This is a genomic window from Clostridium sp. MF28 (assembly GCF_002969175.1).
In the GTDB taxonomy this organism is placed as follows: domain Bacteria; phylum Bacillota; class Clostridia; order Clostridiales; family Clostridiaceae; genus Clostridium; species Clostridium beijerinckii.
In genome coordinates this window covers 1432559-1452945 of record NZ_CP014331.1, presented here as the reverse complement: position 1 = coordinate 1452945, position 20387 = coordinate 1432559, and the positions used below count along the sequence as shown (strand labels likewise).

20 protein-coding genes and 1 pseudogene are annotated in these 20387 nt (G+C 29.7%); 15 read left to right on the top strand and 6 right to left on the bottom strand.

Annotated elements, in window-relative coordinates:
• Positions 1 to 272 precede the first annotated feature (272 nt).
• From AXY43_RS06495 to AXY43_RS06480, 4 genes are all read left to right on the top strand, one after another.
• On the top strand, positions 273 to 872 hold the full coding sequence (locus AXY43_RS06495; protein ID WP_012059817.1) for a TetR/AcrR family transcriptional regulator: 600 nt from the start codon (positions 273 to 275) through the stop codon (positions 870 to 872).
• Between the two features lie 305 nt (positions 873 to 1177).
• Positions 1178 to 1645 carry a MarR family transcriptional regulator gene (locus AXY43_RS06490; RefSeq protein WP_012059816.1) on the top strand — a complete coding sequence of 156 codons (468 nt, stop codon included), beginning with the start codon at positions 1178 to 1180 and terminating at the stop codon, positions 1643 to 1645.
• Positions 1646 to 1671: 26 nt separating this feature from the next.
• Positions 1672 to 2247, top strand: a complete 576-nt coding sequence (locus AXY43_RS06485; protein WP_023974198.1) for a methyltransferase family protein — start codon at positions 1672 to 1674, stop codon at positions 2245 to 2247.
• A gap of 247 nt (positions 2248 to 2494) precedes the next feature.
• Positions 2495 to 2950 (top strand): hypothetical protein, encoded by a 456-nt coding sequence (locus AXY43_RS06480; RefSeq protein ID WP_012059814.1) that lies wholly within the window; start codon positions 2495 to 2497, stop codon positions 2948 to 2950.
• Positions 2951 to 3210: 260 nt separating this feature from the next.
• Here the strand turns inward: AXY43_RS06480 and AXY43_RS06475 are convergent, their stop codons facing one another.
• Positions 3211 to 3777 carry a TetR/AcrR family transcriptional regulator gene (locus AXY43_RS06475; protein ID WP_012059813.1) on the bottom strand — a complete coding sequence of 189 codons (567 nt, stop codon included), beginning with the start codon at positions 3775 to 3777 and terminating at the stop codon, positions 3211 to 3213.
• Between the two features lie 116 nt (positions 3778 to 3893).
• Between AXY43_RS06475 and AXY43_RS06470 the strand changes: the two genes are divergently transcribed.
• From AXY43_RS06470 to AXY43_RS06455, 4 genes are all read left to right on the top strand, one after another.
• Positions 3894 to 4652, top strand: a complete 759-nt coding sequence (locus AXY43_RS06470) for an EFR1 family ferrodoxin (protein ID WP_012059812.1) — start codon at positions 3894 to 3896, stop codon at positions 4650 to 4652.
• 21 nt (positions 4653 to 4673) lie between these two features.
• Positions 4674 to 4832 (top strand): SDR family NAD(P)-dependent oxidoreductase, encoded by a 159-nt coding sequence (locus tag AXY43_RS06465; protein ID WP_084670611.1) that lies wholly within the window; start codon positions 4674 to 4676, stop codon positions 4830 to 4832.
• A 161-nt stretch (positions 4833 to 4993) separates the two neighbouring features.
• The gene (locus AXY43_RS06460; RefSeq protein ID WP_105411249.1) at positions 4994 to 5572 is read left to right on the top strand and encodes a TetR/AcrR family transcriptional regulator; all 579 of its coding nucleotides are present in this window, start codon (positions 4994 to 4996) and stop codon (positions 5570 to 5572) included.
• Positions 5573 to 5969: 397 nt separating this feature from the next.
• Positions 5970 to 6776 (top strand): nitroreductase family protein, encoded by an 807-nt coding sequence (locus AXY43_RS06455; protein WP_077869440.1) that lies wholly within the window; start codon positions 5970 to 5972, stop codon positions 6774 to 6776.
• Positions 6777 to 6936: 160 nt separating this feature from the next.
• Here the strand turns inward: AXY43_RS06455 and AXY43_RS06450 are convergent, their stop codons facing one another.
• Entirely contained in the window at positions 6937 to 7785 is an 849-nt protein-coding gene (locus AXY43_RS06450) for a 2-oxoacid:ferredoxin oxidoreductase subunit beta (RefSeq protein WP_012059809.1), read from the bottom strand.
• A 3-nt stretch (positions 7786 to 7788) separates the two neighbouring features.
• Positions 7789 to 9456, bottom strand: a complete 1668-nt coding sequence (locus AXY43_RS06445; RefSeq protein ID WP_105411248.1) for a 2-oxoacid:acceptor oxidoreductase subunit alpha — start codon at positions 9454 to 9456, stop codon at positions 7789 to 7791.
• Between the two features lie 359 nt (positions 9457 to 9815).
• Here AXY43_RS06445 and AXY43_RS06440 point away from each other — a divergent pair.
• Both AXY43_RS06440 and AXY43_RS06435 read left to right on the top strand, forming a co-directional pair.
• Positions 9816 to 10136 (top strand): annotated as a pseudogene (locus tag AXY43_RS06440) (MFS transporter); the annotation flags it as partial.
• 394 nt (positions 10137 to 10530) lie between these two features.
• Positions 10531 to 11055: a VanZ family protein gene (locus AXY43_RS06435; RefSeq protein ID WP_105411247.1), complete on the top strand. Its 525-nt coding sequence runs from the start codon at positions 10531 to 10533 to the stop codon at positions 11053 to 11055.
• 412 nt (positions 11056 to 11467) lie between these two features.
• Here AXY43_RS06435 and AXY43_RS06430 read toward each other — a convergent pair whose 3' ends face one another.
• Complete coding sequence (locus AXY43_RS06430) at positions 11468 to 12112, bottom strand: transglycosylase SLT domain-containing protein (protein WP_243099176.1); 645 nt, start codon at positions 12110 to 12112, stop codon at positions 11468 to 11470.
• 504 nt (positions 12113 to 12616) lie between these two features.
• On the opposite strand from AXY43_RS06430, the gene AXY43_RS06425 reads away from it, so the two are divergent.
• From AXY43_RS06425 to AXY43_RS06415, 3 genes are all read left to right on the top strand, one after another.
• Complete coding sequence (locus tag AXY43_RS06425) at positions 12617 to 13054, top strand: MarR family winged helix-turn-helix transcriptional regulator (protein ID WP_012059807.1); 438 nt, start codon at positions 12617 to 12619, stop codon at positions 13052 to 13054.
• An 84-nt stretch (positions 13055 to 13138) separates the two neighbouring features.
• Positions 13139 to 14500, top strand: coding sequence for an MATE family efflux transporter (locus AXY43_RS06420; RefSeq protein ID WP_012059806.1), 1362 nt, complete (start codon positions 13139 to 13141; stop codon positions 14498 to 14500).
• Between the two features lie 304 nt (positions 14501 to 14804).
• Positions 14805 to 15986 carry a cation diffusion facilitator family transporter gene (locus tag AXY43_RS06415; RefSeq protein ID WP_012059805.1) on the top strand — a complete coding sequence of 394 codons (1182 nt, stop codon included), beginning with the start codon at positions 14805 to 14807 and terminating at the stop codon, positions 15984 to 15986.
• 541 nt (positions 15987 to 16527) lie between these two features.
• Here the strand turns inward: AXY43_RS06415 and AXY43_RS06410 are convergent.
• Entirely contained in the window at positions 16528 to 16950 is a 423-nt protein-coding gene (locus AXY43_RS06410) for a MerR family transcriptional regulator (protein ID WP_012059804.1), read from the bottom strand.
• A 229-nt stretch (positions 16951 to 17179) separates the two neighbouring features.
• Between AXY43_RS06410 and AXY43_RS06405 the strand changes: the two genes are divergently transcribed.
• Both AXY43_RS06405 and AXY43_RS06400 read left to right on the top strand, forming a co-directional pair.
• Positions 17180 to 17944 (top strand): SDR family oxidoreductase, encoded by a 765-nt coding sequence (locus AXY43_RS06405; protein WP_105411246.1) that lies wholly within the window; start codon positions 17180 to 17182, stop codon positions 17942 to 17944.
• Between the two features lie 603 nt (positions 17945 to 18547).
• Positions 18548 to 18904 carry a hypothetical protein gene (locus AXY43_RS06400; RefSeq protein WP_012059802.1) on the top strand — a complete coding sequence of 119 codons (357 nt, stop codon included), beginning with the start codon at positions 18548 to 18550 and terminating at the stop codon, positions 18902 to 18904.
• 510 nt (positions 18905 to 19414) lie between these two features.
• On the opposite strand, the gene AXY43_RS06395 is transcribed toward AXY43_RS06400, so the two are convergent.
• Positions 19415 to 20305 (bottom strand): LysR family transcriptional regulator, encoded by an 891-nt coding sequence (locus tag AXY43_RS06395; RefSeq protein ID WP_012059801.1) that lies wholly within the window; start codon positions 20303 to 20305, stop codon positions 19415 to 19417.
• Positions 20306 to 20387: the final 82 nt, after the last annotated feature.

Below are 20387 nucleotides of genomic sequence, written 5' to 3'. Positions count from 1 at the left end.
AAAAGATACTGAACGATATCTTTTTTGCTATGTTAACACAACCATTAAGAAAGTGCAAATTTATATTCGTATTTCTGGTGCTTGGAATATTTTTTATTATTTATAATTATATAATTGGCATTTTGGATTAAAAGATCAGGTTCATCCAAGAAATAAACCCCGGCTTGCAATAACTATTTAAATTTTTGGAGATATGCTATAATAATTAAAAAAATAACATGTGCAATGAGGATGAAATTACGAAGAATTACATTCCTTGGAGGATAGATACTATGACTAAAGGAGAAAATACACGCAAGTATATAATTAAGAAATCGGCTGAACTTTTTAACCAGCGAGGTTACGCAGGATCTTCGCTCTCTGATATTACTGAAGTAACTGGAATCAAGAGAGGGGGGATTTATCGTCACTTTGCATGTAAGGATGAGATTGCGCTTGAGGCATATGATTACGCAGTAGGAATTGTTAATGAAAAATTTACCGAAGCTGTGGATAATCAACAGTCAGCGATTGATAAAATTCTAGCTATATTTAGGGTATATGAACAAGTTACGGAACATCCCCCATTTATCGGAGGATGTCCTTTATTGAACACGGCTATTGAAAGTGATGATACTCATCCTGAGTTACGAAAAAAAGCCCAAAAAAGCCTTGAAAGGATGTTGCAATATATTAAGGAAATTCTTTATCAAGGGATACAGAACTGTGAATTAAGGTCAAATCTTGACATCGATGCCCTTGCTACTTTCATTTTTTCAGCCTTAGAAGGTGGTATAATGCTAAGTAAACTTGAGGGTAATGATCGTCATATGCAATTTAATATTGAAAGTTTATCCAAGTATTTAGAACAATTTTCATTACAATCATCTTAGTTCTTTAATTCTAAATTGTAATGTTAGTGAATAAGAATCAGAACCACCGGTTAAGCCGGTGGTTTTTTAGTTCTTGCTTAAGACATGTTATTTTTAACTACAGGTATTAGGGGAGGATTAATTAAATTCTCAACATTTAGTCTAGAATGATTATATTTTTTAACAGTGGGAGTTGTGTATTAGGTATTAAAAGTGCTTAATTGAATCTAGGAGTAAGTCTTTAAATTTAAAATTGTTGACATGGAAGAAATAATATTATAATATAATATTACTTCTGAGGAAGAAATGTCGAGGGGGAAATTAATATGGATATCATTAATGAGATTATATTTTCATTAAAGAAAATACAAGAAAATAATGAAATAGATGTTCCTAATATAAAGAATAAACTTACTTTTTCACAAATTCATTGCATTGCAGCTATTGAATATATCGAAGATGCAAATATAACTAAGCTATCACAAGAATTAGGAATGACAACAGGTGCTATAACTAAAATGTGTAAAAAGTTATTAAACGAAGGCTATGTATCGAAGTATCAAAAGGAAGGGAATAATAAAGAAGTATATTATGATTTGACGGAATTAGGATTAAATGTGTGTGAAATTCATAATAGAATTCATGAGAAATCATATAATAAGAAAAAAGATATTATCGCTCAATATAATGATGAGGAGAAAGCTACTATATTAAAATTTTTACATGACATGAATTCAGTGACAAAGGATACGTTTATAGAAATTGCAGAAAAATATATTAAAAGTGATGATTAAATCTAATAAAATGTGAGGAGGACTTTATGAGTAATATTACTGTAGTTAGTTATATTTGGGGTATATTTTGGATTTACTGGATATTAGCAGCGATGAAAACTAGGTCAAATGTAAAGAAAGAATCAAGTGGTCAAAAGAGTATGCCAAGAATATTGCATTTAATGTTTGTAATAATTTCTTATGCTATTACCTTTTTTCAGTTTAAAAATATATTCTTATGGAATAGGATAATACCTAATTATGAATATGTTGAATACATAGGTATCGTAATTTTAGTATTCTCTCTTTTATTTGCAATATGGGCTAGAATAGTATTAGGTAGAAATTGGAGTGGAGCCATTCAGAAAGTAGAGGAGCAAAGATTAGTTCGTAGTGGCCCATATAAATATATAAGAAATCCCATTTATACAGGGATAGTATGTGGCTTTTTTGGAACTTTTCTTACATTTGGAAGTTTAGCTTCTATCATAGGATTTTGTATTATTTTAACTACTTATATTATAAAAATAAATAGGGAACAAAGATTTTTAGTATTAGAATTTGGTAAAGAATATGAGAAATATATAAAAGAATCATGGGCGTTAATTCCATATGTATTCTAAATTTATAATATTTATTACAGCGAGCTTAACTAAGTGAAATTCTTATGGTTAGTAAAGGTGTCATTATTAGAGATAGCTGTATCCAAGGTAGGTATAAAAATTAGGTTTACAATTACTGTTAATAATTAGACTTTAAAAGATAAGATATTGAGAGATTGTTATTATCTATAGTTCCAAAGTGTTTGTATTATTATATTAGAAAATTTTGAGGAATAGAAAATAAAGTTTAGAGGTGGAATTAGTGTCAATGGTTTATATTTTATTGATTTTTATAGTATTAAAGTTTTTAAGGATACTTAATGGAAAGAATAAAAGAATTAAGTTCCCTAATTTATGGTTGTTACCTATACTACTTATTCTAATGATTGTTGAAGATTATGCAAAAACATTAAGTTTTTCATTGAAAGAGATTATGATAATAATTATTTGTTCAATTATTGGTATAGGAGTGGGAATAATTCGTGGAAGAACATTAAAATATAGTAAGGATGAAGCTAAAGGTGAGGTTTATTATAATGAATCGTACTTAAGCCTTGGAGTCTATGTTTTCCTTATCGTTGTAAAATCGGCTTTTAGATATATTGGCGGAAATATAACTAGCTTTATAGGTATAGGAATTCTCGCATTTGGGTGTGCTTCAATGGTAGGAAGAAGTTTATGGCTATCATATAAGTACTTTAAAATATTAGGGGATGTTCAATAGTTATTTTATGAAATTAGGAGTATCCAGTTCTTGAAATAAACAAATGAGAAATTATGTTTAAGGAAATGTATCAACTAAAGTCAGCTCAGACTAGAAAGTGGGGAACTTTTTATGTAAATGCATTTCTATGATAATATTTTAGACATTGTATGGGAGGATGACTCCAATAATGCATTATTAATATATTCTTAAATTAGAGTTAAGTCAGTAGCGAATCTTTTTTATCCATTTCCCATACTTCGTATATATCTTGGATTTAATCAGAAATCTGTTAAGGTGATTCCAGCAATATGATTTGAAAGCCTATCATGAACAATTTCTGCCATCTTCTCGTCACTCTCTGTCATACCACTTTTGCACCAAATCATCAATACATTAAAAAATCCGCCTGCAATGAATCCAATATTATATTTTTCAAATTCAGGAGAGCAATCCATGGTGCATGTTATAGTTTTTGAGTATATATTAAGAAATTCAATAGATCGTTCAAGTATTAAGTGGGTTAATTTAGACCTTAGTAGGTTTTCAATAAATTTTTGATGTTGTCTAAAATAGTAAAAAAATAAACGTGTCATTTCATAATTACTTATTTCTTTATGATTTAAAAGGGTTGAATACTCTCTAAACATATCGTCTAGATGATCAATAAGGATATCTTCCATTATGCTGTAATTACGATAAAAAGCCATCCGTGATACACCAGCTTTTTGTGATACTTCTGTAATAGATATATTCTTGAAGTCCTTTTTCTCCATTAAAGACATAAGAGCACCTAAAATACTCTCTTTTGTAATCTTATTCTGTTCAGCATTGTATTTATTAGTCATAAACAATATTCCTCCTTTTGTAACAGCTAGCCTATATTCACTTGAATTATTTATGTTATCAAATTATACTATAGTCCATAAGGAGTTACAAGTGAAACATCTGAAAGGAGCGCATTATGAAAATATTTTATTTTACAGGAACTGGCAACAATTTATATGTGGCAAAGAGAATTGGAGGAGAAAGTTATTCTATTCCTAAGTTAATGAAACTAGGACAGTTTGAGTTTGAAGATGAAAAGATTGGTATTGTATTTCCGAGTTATTATGGAGGAGTTCCTAAAATTGTTGAGGAGTTTCTAAATAAAATTAAACTAAAAAGTAAATATATTTTTGCCGTAGTGTCTTTTGGATCTTTTTCAGGAGCAGTCATACCTGAGCTTTTAGAAATTGGAAAAAGAAATCAAATCCAGTTTTCATACATTAATGAAATACTTATGGTTGACAATTACCTTCCGGTGTTTGATATGGCTAAAGAGATAAAAAAAGAGCCAAAGAAAAAGATAGAAGAAAGCCTTGCACAAATAATCAATGATATCAAGGTTAAAAAAGTATATATCAAGAGACATTCGGCAGTTATAAAATGTATTGAAGCAATATTAAAAAATTTTCATTCTAAGACTAAGGCTAACGCTCAATATGATAAGAATTTCTATGTAGAAGATACCTGTAATAGCTGCAAAGTTTGTGAGAAAGTTTGCCCAGTAAATAATATTAATGTAGATACTAAACCTGTTTATAAAGGAAATTGTGAGCAGTGTTTAGCCTGTATTAATCATTGTCCACAGAATGCTATACGACTTAAACAGGAAAAAAGTAGAGCTAGATTTATTAATCAAAATGTTAAATTGAAGGAAATAATAGAGGCAAATAATTGATCCATTTTAATAGGCAAAGGGATGTTTAATTATAAGGGAAAAGTTACCTTGGTTACAGGAGCGTTATCTGGTGTTGGAAAAGCATATGCAGAAGAATTGGCTTCAAAGGGATGCCACGTTATATTAAGAGCAAGATCAAAAGAGAAATTAGATATAAACTCATTTAGTGAAGTGTTTTAGGCAGAAAATTGTAGGCTAGGGTAGGGGCTCTTGTGTTGTGCCAGGTAACTTTTCTTTCCAGCATGTAATGTGCGAAAATATAGGTACGATTAAGTATGTAAATAATTCTTGACCGATCGTTCTCAAAATGCTAATATTAATTCTATAAAGGAGGGAACTTGATGGGACGAAGCAGAGAATTTGATGAAAATGTAGTTCTTCAGAAAGCAATGGAACTATTTTGGAAACAAGGTTACGAAAAGACATCTTTAAATGATTTAGTTGAGCATATGGGAATCCATCGTAGAAGTTTATATGATACCTTCGGTGATAAACACACATTATTCTTAAGAACTGTAGATTTTTATGCAGAATTAATAAAAAATAAAATGCAGGCTGGAATTTCACATGCAAAAACAGCAAAACAAGCTATAAAATTTATCTTTGATTCTACTATAGAAGGATATGAAGATAAACAATGGGGTTGCTTAATTGTAAATTCAGCAACAGAGATGGCTCTTAGGGATAAAGAGATAGAAGAAAAAGTAGAAAAGATATTTATGCAAACAGAACAATTACTTGCTGATCTTGTTCGAAAAGGACAACAGACAGGTGAATTTTCTTGCAAGTATGATCCAGAAGTTTTATCAGAAATACTTCAAAATACATTGCTTGGAATTCGTGTGCAGTTAAGAATGTCAGCGAGCAAAGAAAAATTGCATCGTATAGCAGATTTTTTTATGGATTTATTAAATAGCTAATTTCTTTATACTAATTAGAATGAGCGTTCTCAAAAAATGTTCTGCTGAGCCATTTTACATAGTAGAAAAGTATAACCACTACTCAAATCAATAATATAAGAAATTTAGAGAATAAAGAAGAGTGCATGATATAGTGGATTTTTCTGATTTATTGAATATATAATTTTTTTATATCAATTAGAATGATTGTTCTCAAAAGGGTACTAAGCATAGCTAAGGGAGGTGATAATAAGATGTGATGCGTTCATAGGAAAGTATTGGAGATGATTTAAAATGAAAAATTAATGAGAAAAAGCAAGTTCTGGGAAAATTTTTTAACATGTATTATAAATCAAATAAAAATTGAGTGTATTCGTATTATTATGCGAGTGCAAAAATTAATAAGGAGTGAATAAAAATGAGTTTAATAACTGTAAGTAAAGAAAAATGTATAAAATGTGGAATGTGCGTGGTGGAATGTCCAACAGGAGTATTAAAACTAGAAGCGGATGGCCCAAAAGAAGTCAATCCTAATGCATGCATAGAATGTGGTCATTGTGTAGCTGTATGTCCAAAAGAGGCTATAGATAATAAGAAATCTCCATTAGCTATGCAAAGTGAGATAGGAGAAATCAAAAAGCTAAATTCAGAAGAAGCAAAGAATTTTATTAGATCACGAAGATCTATTCGTTCATATAAGAATATACCAGTTGAAAGAGAAAAGTTATTGGAACTTGTTGAGGTTGCACATTTGGCACCAACTGCAAGTAATTCACAAGGTATATCATATCTAATAGTAGACGATAAAAAAACAATTCAATTAGCAGTTGAGGAATGCATTAACTGGTTTGAAAATAATGAAACTTTGAGTAAGGTATTAGCAGGAATGATTAGTGGCTACAAGAATACTAAAGTTGACACTATCTTAAGAGATGCACCTAGTATAATTATAACTTTGGCTGATGAAGATTTTCGTAATGGTAGAGAAAATTCAATTCTTTCATTATCGTATCTTGAATTATATGCGCCATCTCTTGGGCTTGGATCATGTTGGGCAGGAGTATTTGAAATTTGTGCTCGTAGTGATAATTCACCAATGCACAAGATCTTTAACATTCCAGAGAAAAAGAAAATAACAGGAGTTGTAATGGTAGGATATCCTAAACATAGCTTTAAAAGATTTACAGAAAGACAACCGCTATCAGCTTCCTTTTTTGAAAACTAAATTATTAAATAGACCAAATAAGTGAAATTAGTTTTATTTCCTTTGGTTATATTTGTAATTATTCAAAAAGGATAAAAGAGCAATAACAAATTTATTATTGCTCTTTTATATCAAGTTTGTTTGTTGAAATAATCTTTAATGCTCATAACTATAAATTAAATTATACAAGCTGAGAAGTAAGTTCTTCTATAATAGAAGGATTGAAAGGTCTGTCAATAAGAGCTGTACCTTTATTTAAAACAACATTTCTTTCACTAAAGCTTTCCTTATCTTCTCTATATAGAATTCCAGTTGGAATCTTATCTCCAAACTCCATTGCTTTTTCTAGTGCAGCAAGTTTATTGCTAGGGTCGTAATTTTCATCTAAAGAATAAACTCTATTTTTATAGAAGGAGAAAGTGTTAATATGATTAAAAGTTACGCAAGGTTGAAAAATATCCACCATAGCATATCCTTTATAAGAAATTGCTTCCTTCATAATTGAAACAAGCTGATCCATATCTCCACTAAAGGCTCTGGCAACAAAGCCTGCTCCAAGTGTTATAGCTAAAGCTACAGGATTTAATGGGGCATTGATATTTCCAGTAGTTTGAGCCCCAGTTACTAGACCTATTCCAGAAGTAGGAGAGGCTTGACCTTTTGTAAGGCCATATATTTGGTTATCATGAACAAAATGAGTTATATTAGTGTTCCTTCTTATATTATGGATAAAATGATTTCCACCTTCTCCATAGGTATCACCATCACCAGAATCTACTATAACTGTTAGCTTATCATTTGCCATTTTAGCAGCAATTGCAGCAGGTATTGCTCTACCATGTAAACCACAGAAACTATTAGCACTTATATATTGAGGCAACTTAGCGGCTTGGCCAATTCCTGCAACCATTAAAACCTCATAAGGGTCCTTTCCTAATTCAGTTAACGCTCTTTTTAAACTTTCTAATATATTAAAATTACCACAGCCTGGACACCAAGCTGTTTCGTAAGTACGAAATTGTTCACTCATATCTTAAACCTCCTTTATAATTCTATCTACAATTTCATTTGCAGATATTTGTCTACCATCATATTTCAAAATTTTATAATCGCAGTTTATTCCTGTTTGTTCTCTTATAAGATCCGCTAATTGACCAGTAGCATTTTGTTCTATATCAATAATTTTTTTAGCCACTTTAGCCTTTTCGTTAAGTTTCTTTTGGGGCAATGGATACACATCTCCAAATAAAAGGGCTCCAAAACTGCCAACATTTCTTCCATTTAGCAATTTTACTGCTTCCTTTATAACACCATAGGTAGATCCCCAGCCTAGAAGCAAATTATCACAATTTTCATCACCAAAAAATTCTGGTTCTTCTAAATCAAGTTTTAAATTACTAAGTTTTCTCATACGCTTATCCATCATTTCATTTCTTACTTCTGCAGATTCAGTAATCTTACCCATTTCATCATGTTCATCACTATCTGCTGTTACAAAGTTTTTTGTTTTTCCTGGAATAAGTCTTGGAGATACACCATCTTCAGTTATTTTATATCTTAAATATTCTCCATCTTTTATATTTACTTCAGCAGGTTTATAAACTTTAACTTTATCTAAATCGAAAGACTTGACAGAAGCTATACCATCACCTAAGTATTGGTCACTTAAGATTATTACTGGAATTTGGTATTTCTCTGCCATGTTGAAAGCTCTAATAGTCTGATAAAATGCATCTTCAATCGTACGTATGGCGATAACCATTCTTGGAAATTCACCTTGTGATGCAGAAATGACAAACTTAAGATCGCTTTGTTCTGTTCTGGTTGGAAGTCCAGTAGTAGGGCCTGGTCTTTGAACATCAACTACTACTAAAGGTATTTCGGCCATACCAGATAGTCCAAGGGCCTCAACCTTTAAGCAAAATCCTCCTCCAGAAGTTCCGGTCATAGCTCTTGCTCCTGCAAAAGAAGCTCCTATAGCCATATTTATTGCTGCGATTTCATCCTCTGCTTGCTCAACTAGCACATCTGCTTTTTGTGAAATCGATGCGAGATATTCTAGAATTGATGTAGAAGGAGACATAGGATAAGCGGAATAGAATTTTAATCCTGCAGCTATAGCTCCTAAAGCTAAAGAAGTATTACCGTTTAATATCAAATAATCTGAGAAGGTCCCAGGTTGAGAGCTAAATTTAGATTCTACACTATCGTAACCTCTCATAGCAGCTTTTATATTAACTTCTAAAAATCTTTCTTTTACTGATGATTTTAGAGCTTCTTCTATATTTGTATTTTCAATTCCAAAAAGCTTTATAGCTGCACCAACAGCAATGGTACCAGTAACATTGGTATTTCCAAGTTCTTTAGCTATTTTCTTCATAGGAACTTTTATTGCTCTATCATCATCAATATTAAAATCGGAGTCACTCAATATAAAACCATTTTCCTTTAGCTTATCTTTATGAAGTTCAGCAGTATCTTCGTTCAATGCAATAATTCCATCAACTTCATAAGTATGGGAAAGTACTTCTTCAGTTCCGAAACGTATAAGTGAAAAATTATGACCTCCTCTTACTCTAGACATCAAATCTTTTACAGTAAAAACGCTATATCCTGACTTTTTTAACAATTTTTCAAGTATGGAAGCAGTGGTATCAACGCCTTGACCTGCAGCGCCTCCAATAAGAATATTATAATTCATAATAAAAACCTCCTTATTTATTAATTTATCTAAAATAATGTTATTATTTATATTCTTGAATTTATAATTATTATTAATTGATAATTATTATCGTTACATTAATATTAGCACTTATTTCTATTGTTGTAAAGAAAGTATTTTGTTAGTTAATGGATAAATATGTGGTATATTACCAGTGTAATATATTTGAGAATTTACTGAAAATGAGCAACTTTCATGAAATTAATAATGATTAATGGAAACAGGTTATTTGCTTTGAACTGGACTAATTTATGTTGAAGAAGAGTATGAGAAATTTGAAATAGCACATAATCTGGGTAAAAAAGCGTGGGCTTTGGCTACACAACAGAAGCAATGCAGGAATGGTGTCAAGTGCAATAGTTATGCATTTTATGTCAAATAGACTTGATGATGATAAGAATAATAATGGAAAGCTTTTGGTAGGTATAAATATATTTTATATATTATTTATGTTTATATTTGCTATTACAAAAAACTTTAGATTAATGTTAATGGCGTATTTAGCGACAAATACCTTTAGAACTATAAATGAACCTATATTTAGTGTATGGCTTAATGGACATATAGACGATAAGGCTAGAGCCACTGTACTTTCTATAAATGGACAAATAAATGCCTTGGGTCAAATTTTAGGCGGTCCAATTATAGGAATTGTTGCACACGTGGATGCTGGAAAAACAACTTATGATCCATTGAACAAAAAAGAGTATCTCCTTCATAAATTAAACACAATTAGAGATTAAATTTAAATGATAACTTAAATTCTTATATAAGATTTAAATATAAGAGTATAGAAGTCTTAAATGATTATTACAAATAAATGAAATTAGTTATTAAGTAAATTGGATTATGTTAAAATATAACGAACTAAATTAGAATAAAAAATATATGTTGCAAAAATAATTCTTCATAATAATTATTAAAGAATTGTAAGGATTTTTGACGCAATTGTGTATTGTGAATTGCAATATATATATTAATAATCTTGTGAAAAATGAATACTTAGAGAGATAAAAGCTTTGAGCATTCATTTTCTACTTTAAGGGGGTAATTATGATTAAACGAGAACGGATCAAAACATTCTTTTTATATGGTGTTTTCATTTGCTACATATTTTTATTAATTAAAATATTGTTTTTATCAAGAATCTCTAATTTGGATCATAGGTCAATCAATCTCATTCCTTTTTATAGTATAAAGGAATATCTATTTAGTAGCTCTGCCTCTATAAAAAAATTCGCTTTTGGTAATGTGGGTGGAAATATAGCTATATTTATTCCTCTTGGTGCATATTTGCTATTATTCAAAAATAATAAAAGAGTAATAACCAATTTATTATTTGTATTTATAGTAAGTTTGTTTGTTGAAATCATTCAGGGGATCTTTGGAATTGGAGCATCAGACATTGATGACATAATTCTAAATTGTTTGGGTGGATTAATTGGCATTTTAGGATATAAGTTTTTCTTGTTTATATTACGAGATGAGAAAAAAGTACATACTGCGATTGCAATACTATCTGCTATTGCATTGCCACGTATATTATTTTATTTATTCATAATGAAAATGAGATTCTAGATATCGTTATTAGATATTCAATAATATGCTCTATAAAAAAGAAACCCAGGAATTAACACAATCTGTAACATATATATGTTGCAAAAATAATTATTCATCATAATTCTGAAAATATTGCAAGAATTTTAGTCGTAATTGTAAATTGTGAAATGTGCATTGTGAATTGCAACATACATGATATTCTTATATTGTTAAGAAGATATATTCTGAAGAATATGCTTGTATAATACGGGTTTGAAGGCGTGGAATTAAAAAAGTTATTAAGATATGATTAATATGGCAAAAAAGGTTATAGGCTAAAAAATAGGACTGTTCTCAAAAAATAATGAGAACAGTCCTATCATATTTATCAATTCAAATAACTATATCAATTTCACACTAAGTCCAAGAAACTCCCAATTAAAAAAGTCAATTATATATTGGAATCTAATAAACTTGTCCACTTATTTTGTTTGTTATTTCTTTCCACCATAGTTTTTATATGTTTTATATACGCGTTTGCATATTGATCAGCTAGGATTGGTCGACCATATGAGTCTGTGCAACCTGGATACCAGTTTGGACCTCCATTATAATGCAATAAACCATTATATACACCACCAAATTGATCAACCATCTCCTTTATAATCAATCCACCTAATGCTACCTGATCTTGAAGATTTCCATGATCATAAGTTCGTCCATATGTTGATTTAAACTTTGCTGCATATGCATTTCTTGTACTTGGTTCCACTTGCATTAATCCATCACCAGATGAGGGACTGCCAGATAAGCCTGCACCAAAATTACTCTCTTTTTTTATAACTGCACATAATAATAATGCAAAATCTCCATTCTTACTAAATTTCTTATCTACATTATATGCATATTTCCATATGTTACTTGGAACTTCACTAGGCTTTGATACTGATGTCTCCGTTAGATTCGCAAGTTTTGCTGGATTTGTAGTTATTGTTGAATTTGTTGTTGCTGCCTTAGCAAGCATCGGCATTTCAGTTAATGTAAGTCCAATTACTAAAGTGAGAGCAACTAGTTTTTTTAATTTCTCGTGTTTCATAATACATCACTCCTTTAAATTTTAATGAAAATCCATAAGACACATTCACCCCATAGGGGAGAGTGCAACTCACAGGTATTTATTTCATGACTCTTTAGAGCCAAAAAATCATGTTAATACACTTACTTGGAATATAAAGATTTAATTTTGAAATTATTTTGATTAATAACCTCAAATTAAAACCTATATTATATAAATTCGAAAAGAGTAATTTTTTTCAGTGGGATAAATTTAGTTATTTTGCAATAAAATGTTTTTAGAGTCTAGATTAGTTTCGCATAATGTCTAGAATGGGTAGTTGATGTAATAGGATAAAAAGAATTAATATTAGAAGATGATTTAGGATAATGAATGGTGAACCTCATCATAAGTAAAAGATAGCATGTAAAAAAAGAAATATTATAAATATAAAAATAATTATAAGAAATAAATATTGACACTTGAAGGTCTAATTGTTAAACTATAAATAGTTAGAATTCTAAGTAAAGTTTAGGAGGAATTTGAATGACTAATTCTGGATACTCTGTAGAAACACCATATTCACAATTAATTAGAAGTATTGCGATAAAAATGAAACTCAGTTCTGATGAAAAAGTCAAAAAGTTAGGATTGAATTCTCAACAAGGACGTATGATAGGTTATATTTATGAACATCAAGACAGTGGTATTATTCAAAAAGATTTGGCAAAAGTCTTTCAACGTACAGAAGCAAGTATTACAAGTATGCTGCAAGGATTAGAGAAAAAAGGATATATTGAAAGAAGAATTCCTAAAGAAAATGAGAGACAAAAATATATATATGTACTGCCTAAAGGTGCTGAACTCATAGAAGATTTTAATAAATTGGTAGCTGAGGCAGAGGAAAATATTATTGCAAACTTGACGGAACAAGAGAAGGAAACTTTGTTAGCTTTGTTATTGAAAGTAGATAGAAATCTATAAGTTATTAATATAATAACTTATAACTAAAAACTTAGAATTCTAAGAATACGAATTCTAATAATACTTATTATGGAGGCTGAAATTATGAAACAAAAATTTTCAAACGAATATTATTTAGAAAGTGCACCGATTACTAAGGCAATTGCACATTTATCTATTCCCATGATGATCGGTATGTCAGTAGGTACAATATATAACGTTATTAATGCTTTTTTTATTGGACTATTAAACAATACAGATATGTTAACTGCTATCACTTTAGGACTACCAATCTTCACTATACTAATGGCTTTTGGAAATATGTTAGGGGCTGGAGGCGGAACATTTATAACTCGTCTTATTGCTAAACAAGATAAAGAGAAAGCTAAGAAGATAGCTGGATATTCTTTTTATAGCAGTATTATCATAGGAATTTTGCTTGGAATAATTGCTATAATAGCACTTAATCCTATTGTTAAGATTTTGGGGGCAGATACTTCTGCTATTATTAATTATACAAAAAGTTATTCTTTAACTATGTTTATTGGTGGTTTTGCAATTATAATGAACTTCGCATTGGAGCAAGTTGTGAGAGCAGAAGGAGCATCAAAAGAATCAATGTTCGGAATGGTTGTAAGTACAATTTTTGGTCTTATATTTGACCCATTATTTATACTAGTATTTAAATTTAATGTTATTGGAGTAGCAGTATCAATGATTTTGGCTAATATAGCTTCATCAATTTATTATATTTACTACTTGGAAACAAAAAGCGAGAATTTAAAAGGATTTATTAAGAATTTTAATATTTCCCTTAAAGATAAAATAGAGATATATAAAGTTGGGGTTTCTGAATTGTTCCTAGCTGGTTTTCTAATTATTACAACACTTCTTTTGAATAATTATTCAATTAGATATGGAGAAAGTGTAGTAGCTAGTTTTGGTATTGCCTTGAGACTTGTACAAGTACCAGAATTCCTTGCAATGGGACTCGCATTAGGAATTATCCCTTTAATTGCATATAATTTTTCTAATGAAAACTTTAAGAGATTAAAAGACAGTATAAAACAATCAGCTTTATGGATTTTAGGATTATCAGGTGGATTTGTTACTTTAGTTTTTATTTTTAGAAATGTAATTATTCGTCTGTTTTCTAATGATTCGGCAGTATTAAGTGTCGGAGTTTATATCATGGCAGCCATGCTTATTTCCGCACTTTTCAATGGATTTACTACATTATTTACAGGAATCTTTCAAGCATCAGGTCAAGGAATACCATCAACAATTATGGGAATTACACAAGGAATTCTTTTTATTCCTGTCATAATAGTATTGAATAATTTCTATGGATTGCATGGTGTTATATGGTCTATGACCATTACAGAAATAATTACCTTTTTAACTGGAGCAATACTATATATTATTTTTAATAATAAAATAAAAAATAATCAAGTAGTAGCAAACTAGGATTAATAAATATTGTGCCTAAATATAATAAGAGAGTAAGGAAAATGGAGTATCGCTTATTGCTGATACGGTGAACCATATCAGTAATAAGTGAGGTTTTTCCCGATCATTTGCTTTAAATATATAATAAGATAAACAGCTCATTAGCATATGAGCTGTTTATTATGCTGTATAAGGAATTTTATGGTATAATATTTAATAATACGCTGAATTATTGAGTTAGTTTATGGTGTTAATTTATTGATTAAACGCATATATAAACATACGTGGAATAAATAAGATAAAACGGTGGAAGGCGAAATATATGAAGTCTATTTTTGATTTTTTAATAAGAAAATTTGTTAAAGACCACAAAAATGTAAGTTCCCAATCAGTAAGGCAATCCTACGGGACTCTTGGAGGAAATGTTGGGATAATAATAAATTCTTCTATTCTTATTCTAGAAATTGTTATTGGTTTATTTCTAAACAGTATAGCCATTACGGCAGATGCTTTTCATAATCTAACAGATGCATTATCTTCGTTAGTTACAATATTTAGTTTTAAACTTGCAAATCGTCCGGCAGATGATAAACATCCTTTTGGTTATGGAAGAATAGAGTATATAACTGCGTTCTTATTTTCTTGTGCCATACTTGTAGTAGGATTTGAATTTCTAAGAAGCTCGTTTTTACGTGTTTTACATCCTGTAACTATACCTTTTGATAAAGTAAGTTTTATTTGCATGCTGTGTGCAATACCATTGCAAATTTTTCTTAATAGATTTACAAATTATATAGGTAATGTTATTGATTCCTCTGCACTCAAAGCATCAGCATTAGAATCATTTACTGATATCTTAGTTCTATCTATGGTTACATTTTCTTTACTTATTACAAAGTTTACAACTTTTCCTATTGATGGATATATAGGATTAATTGTATCTCTCTTTATTCTCCATTCAGGTATAGAACTTGGAAGAGAAATGCTTGGTACTATAATTGGAAAAGCACCAGAAAAGGAATTTGTAGAAGAGCTAAAAAGCAGCGTAATAAGTTATAAATATATATGCGGAGTACATGATCTTGTAATTCATAATTATGGACCAGGTAGATATATGGCTTCTTTGCATGCTGAGGTTCCAAGTAATATATCGATTATGGAACTGCATGATATTATAGATAAGGCCGAGAAGGAAATTGGTAAACGAATGAATGTATATCTTTCAATTCATATGGATCCAATTAATACAGACAGCCCTGAGATTACAGCCTTAAAAGAAGTAGTTTATGAAAAGATTAAAGTAATAAAAGGTATATTATCTATGCATGATTTTAGAGTTGTTGGAAAAAGTGAAGAAAAAACTATATTATTTGATGTGGTATTGGACAAGACTAGTTTTAAAGATAGTGAAAAAAAGGAGCTACAAGCTCAAATACAAGATATCATATATAGTATTAATCCTTCTTATAGGAGTATCATTACTTTCGATAGAGAGTTTTACTAAATGATATATAAAATAAATGCTATAGATAGCCTTAAACATTGATATAAAATGTTTAAGGCTATTTATAATTCTTTGGAGACGATGCTTCTACTCCTCAATGGAGATTATATCGACATACTCTTTATAAAAAACTACCTACTCCATTAAAAAGAGCACATAAATGAGTATTGCTTGAAATATGACTTCTGATGCTGACGTTAAGTGTATCAATTTATTGTTATACATATTAAAAGTATTTTGGCAAATAATAATTTTATTATAATTTAGTTAAAACTTAAGGGAGTAGATAGTTATTATGAATATACAGTATGTGTAGGGAGATTGTTTCTTTAGAAGAATTAATAAACTTAACATTGAATATTTCATCTATTATAATTTTTATGAAGAATTATAATAGATTTACATATGAATCATTTTATAACTTATTATATGTTTATAGGAGAATAGTTTCAAATATAAATATGTACTATTAAAACTGTTTTATAGTACATATGTAAATATTTAGAGGAAGCAAGAGGTTTAAGTGGAACAAGTTTGATTACTATAACAAGTTATTTTTACGTTTTTCATCATAAAATTTTTTCCTTTCTTCGTTAATAATTTGGACTGAGTCAGGAGATGAATACCTTTCTATTTTAAAATGAATAAGGTCTAAATTTTCATTGAGTTCATTTATTTGATTTAAAATTACTTCTTGATGTTCTAAAAGTAATTCTTTTCGTGAATCTATGGTGCTAGTACCTTCCATGCAGAAATCAATATACTTTTTTATATCCTTAAGTTGCATGCCAGTATTCTTTAGACAGCAAATTGTTCTAAACAGACTTACGTCTGATTCAGTAAAAACTCTGTTTCCAGACTTATTTCTCATGACAAATGGTAGAAGTCCTTCTTTGTCATAAAAACGAATTGTATATATAGAAATTCCAAACATTTTTGATATATCTTTTATTGTATAAGTCAATTTTAAAATCCCCTTTAAAATTTATTGAAAAAAGCTTGACCTAGAGATATCTCTAGGTATTAACATGAGTATAAATCATAGGAAATTAAATTTCAAGTAACTTATACCTTCTTGGATTAATATTAAAACTGATGACTAAGGAAATACTGTCTTTGAAATATAAGTAGCGGTATAAATAATGAGATATTAATTTCTAAATGGTTAATAAATATTTAAAGGAGAGGTTTTTATGAACCCAAATAATAAAATTGCATTAGTTACAGGTGGAAGTCGTGGAATTGGCAGAAATTCTGCAATATCATTATCTAAAAAAGGAATAGATGTAATTATCACTTACAATAATCAAAAAGAAAAAGCAGATGAAGTTGTAAAAGAAATTGAAGCAAATGGTGGTAAAGCTGCTGCTATTCAGCTTGATGTAAGTAATATATCTTCCTTTGATTCCTTTGCATATAAGTTATCAGATGTTTTAAAGGATAAATGGAATAGAGAGCAGTTTGATTTTTTAATTAATAATGCTGGGATCTCAAATCACACTCCTATTTTAGAAGTTACAGAAGAGGAATTTGACAAAATAGTTAATATACACTTTAAAGGAGTTTTCTTTTTGACACAAAAACTAATTCCGCTTATTGCTGACAAAGGTGGAATTGTGAACACTTCAACAGGATTAACTCGCTTTACATTCCCAGGTTCTGGACTTTATGCTTCTGCAAAAGGTGCAGTAGAAGTTTTTTCTAGATATTTAGCTGTAGAATTAGGAGCTAGAGGTATAAGCGTGAATACTATAGCGCCTGGAGCTGTTAACACTGAATTTAGTGGAGATACTTATATTAAAAATCCAGGTTTGAAAGATATTGTTGGTTCTCATGCTGCACTAGGAAGAATTGGAGAAGCTTCTGATATTGGAGGTGTTGTCGCTAGTCTATGCACGGATGAAATGGGATGGGTTACAGGTCAACGTATTGAAGCATCTGGCGGTACTTTACTATAATTAAAAGATACTATTCTTGATCAACAAGAGATTATAAGCTTGCGTTGATTAAGAGTGTATATATGGATTCTTTTTAGGATAAGAAATCCATAGTTACTCCGTTGGCATCTGTTTCGCTAAATACCGATGTAAAAGCTACAGATAATAATACTCTGATTGGACTAAAATCTATATTATGAGATTTTAGATAAAAGGAGTAATATGCGTTGACTAATTTGAAAAGTAAAGTGGCGCTGGTAACCTTTCGACACTTGATATTACGGAAGAACAATTTGGCAAATAAACATGCGGAAATATGTTTTAAAACCATATAATATATAATTCTAGTTGCTTAGGCAACTGGTATCACTATAATTTTATAATAGTTAAAAAATTAGTAGCTATCCATGAGTAATCATTGGGCTACTATTTTTTTGTTTGGAGTGATGAAGTCCAATTTGGGCTAATAACTTGATTGATAGTCATTGTTATAGATGGTAAATTCGTGAATTAACAGTAGATTGGATATACTCTAATTTCATTACTACATTTGATAAATAGCATGGGGTTTAATTAAATTTATGGTATTATATAGTATATGAGAAAATATTGGAGGAAATAAAATTGAAAAATATTATTATCATCGCCAAAGTAATAGTAGGGGCTAGACCAAATCCCTTTGGAATGGATGGAGGATTAAATATTTTTAAAAAATCTCTTTCTGAAACTCTGAAAGAAAAGTTAAATCAAAAATTAAAAGAAAAAAATATGGATTATAAAGTTCATGTTGATTCTACATATGATGACCTAAAAAATTTAATTCACGATGAAGATACCTTACTTTTAATATCTCCATATATAAAAGACAAGGCTGATATGGAGTGTATAAGTAAAGATAATTATTATATATTAAGCGAGACAGAGTTTAATGATGGATATGTAGAAGATATTATTACCTACCTAGAAAATAAAAAACGTTGAATGGTAAATTAGGTAGACTATTAATAATGATAGGCTCAATTTAGGGGAGTTATCCCAAGGATCTAAATATATAGTAGAAGAAAAATATAAAATTTGTAAGAATAAAAAATTGACGTATAGCTTAAGCATAACGTAAGTGATAAAATGAACCTACCAGAAAAGTCATATATTCTGGTGGGTAAAATTTTATATAGAAATATAGATATCCAATTCAATAATCAGACTTATTAGATGAATATATTTACGAATTTTCTAAAACTTTGAGTTCATATCTTCACTAGAAATCATAAATATATTTGTGGAGAAAACATTTGAAAATGAGCTGTTAAAGGTTCTTAGCTGTAGGTTGTTCCATTTTAGCTTGTCAAACTGAAAGTTGGAGCATGCTAAAGTGGATACAACCTGCTGCTTAGAACTTTCAGCGATATTTTCATAGCTTTTCGGAATCAAAATATTTATGATTTCGGTAAGTTACCACATAAATTTAGTTTTAAAGCTGTATATCTATAGTTATTGAATATTAAAATCTTTTCTCACCAATTCAATAAATAAAGACATTGCAGGGCTGATCCACTTATTCTTGTGATGAGCATATATTGCTGTGATTTTAGCATTTAAGTCGCCTGCTTTGAGTTCTTTTAATTTACCATTTTCAAGCTCCTCCTCTATTGTAAAACGAGGTAAAAACGAAATTCCAAGATTACTTGCAACACATTTTTTTATCGCCTCAATGCTGCCAAGTTCGATTGTGTTATCTAGGAATATATTTTTATCAAAAAAATAACTTTCAAGTATTTTTCGATAAATGGATTCAACTTCATTGATGATAAGGCTTGTATTTATTTTTTGGTTAGGGGTACTGAAATCTAATTTTTCTTGTTCAAATTGAGGGGAGCATACTAAAGCTACATCAAAATCAGAAAGCTTCACAGCATTTAAACTTTCATTTTTACTTCCCACATTATACATCAAGCCAAGGTCTATTTCACCACTGGCTAACATATTTTTTATGTCATAGCAATTGAGCGCAACCATAGAAAGTCTTACATTAGGGGCTTTTTCCTTAAACATAGCTAATACATTTTGTAATTTATAAGACATTAAAGATTCTGCAACAGCAATTTTTAATTCGCCTGTGATGTTATCGCCATATTTACCAATGCTTTCAATCTTTTTCACTGTATTAAGTAATTCATCGGCGTATGGTATTAATTCTTTTCCTAAAGGAGTTAATACCATATTACGCCCAATTTTTTCGAATAATTTTATTGAGAGTTCCTGCTCTAGTTGCTGAATTTGTGAGGTAACAGTAGATTGAGTATACCCTAATTTCATTGCTGCATTTGAAAAATTACCCTCTTCTATAATACTTTTAAAAGTTTTGAAATGTCTTATATCCATTAATTTCACTCCGATCTTTATGTTAATTCAATGATATATTGAAAAAATCGAATTGTCAATTCGAATATATCAATTTTACAAA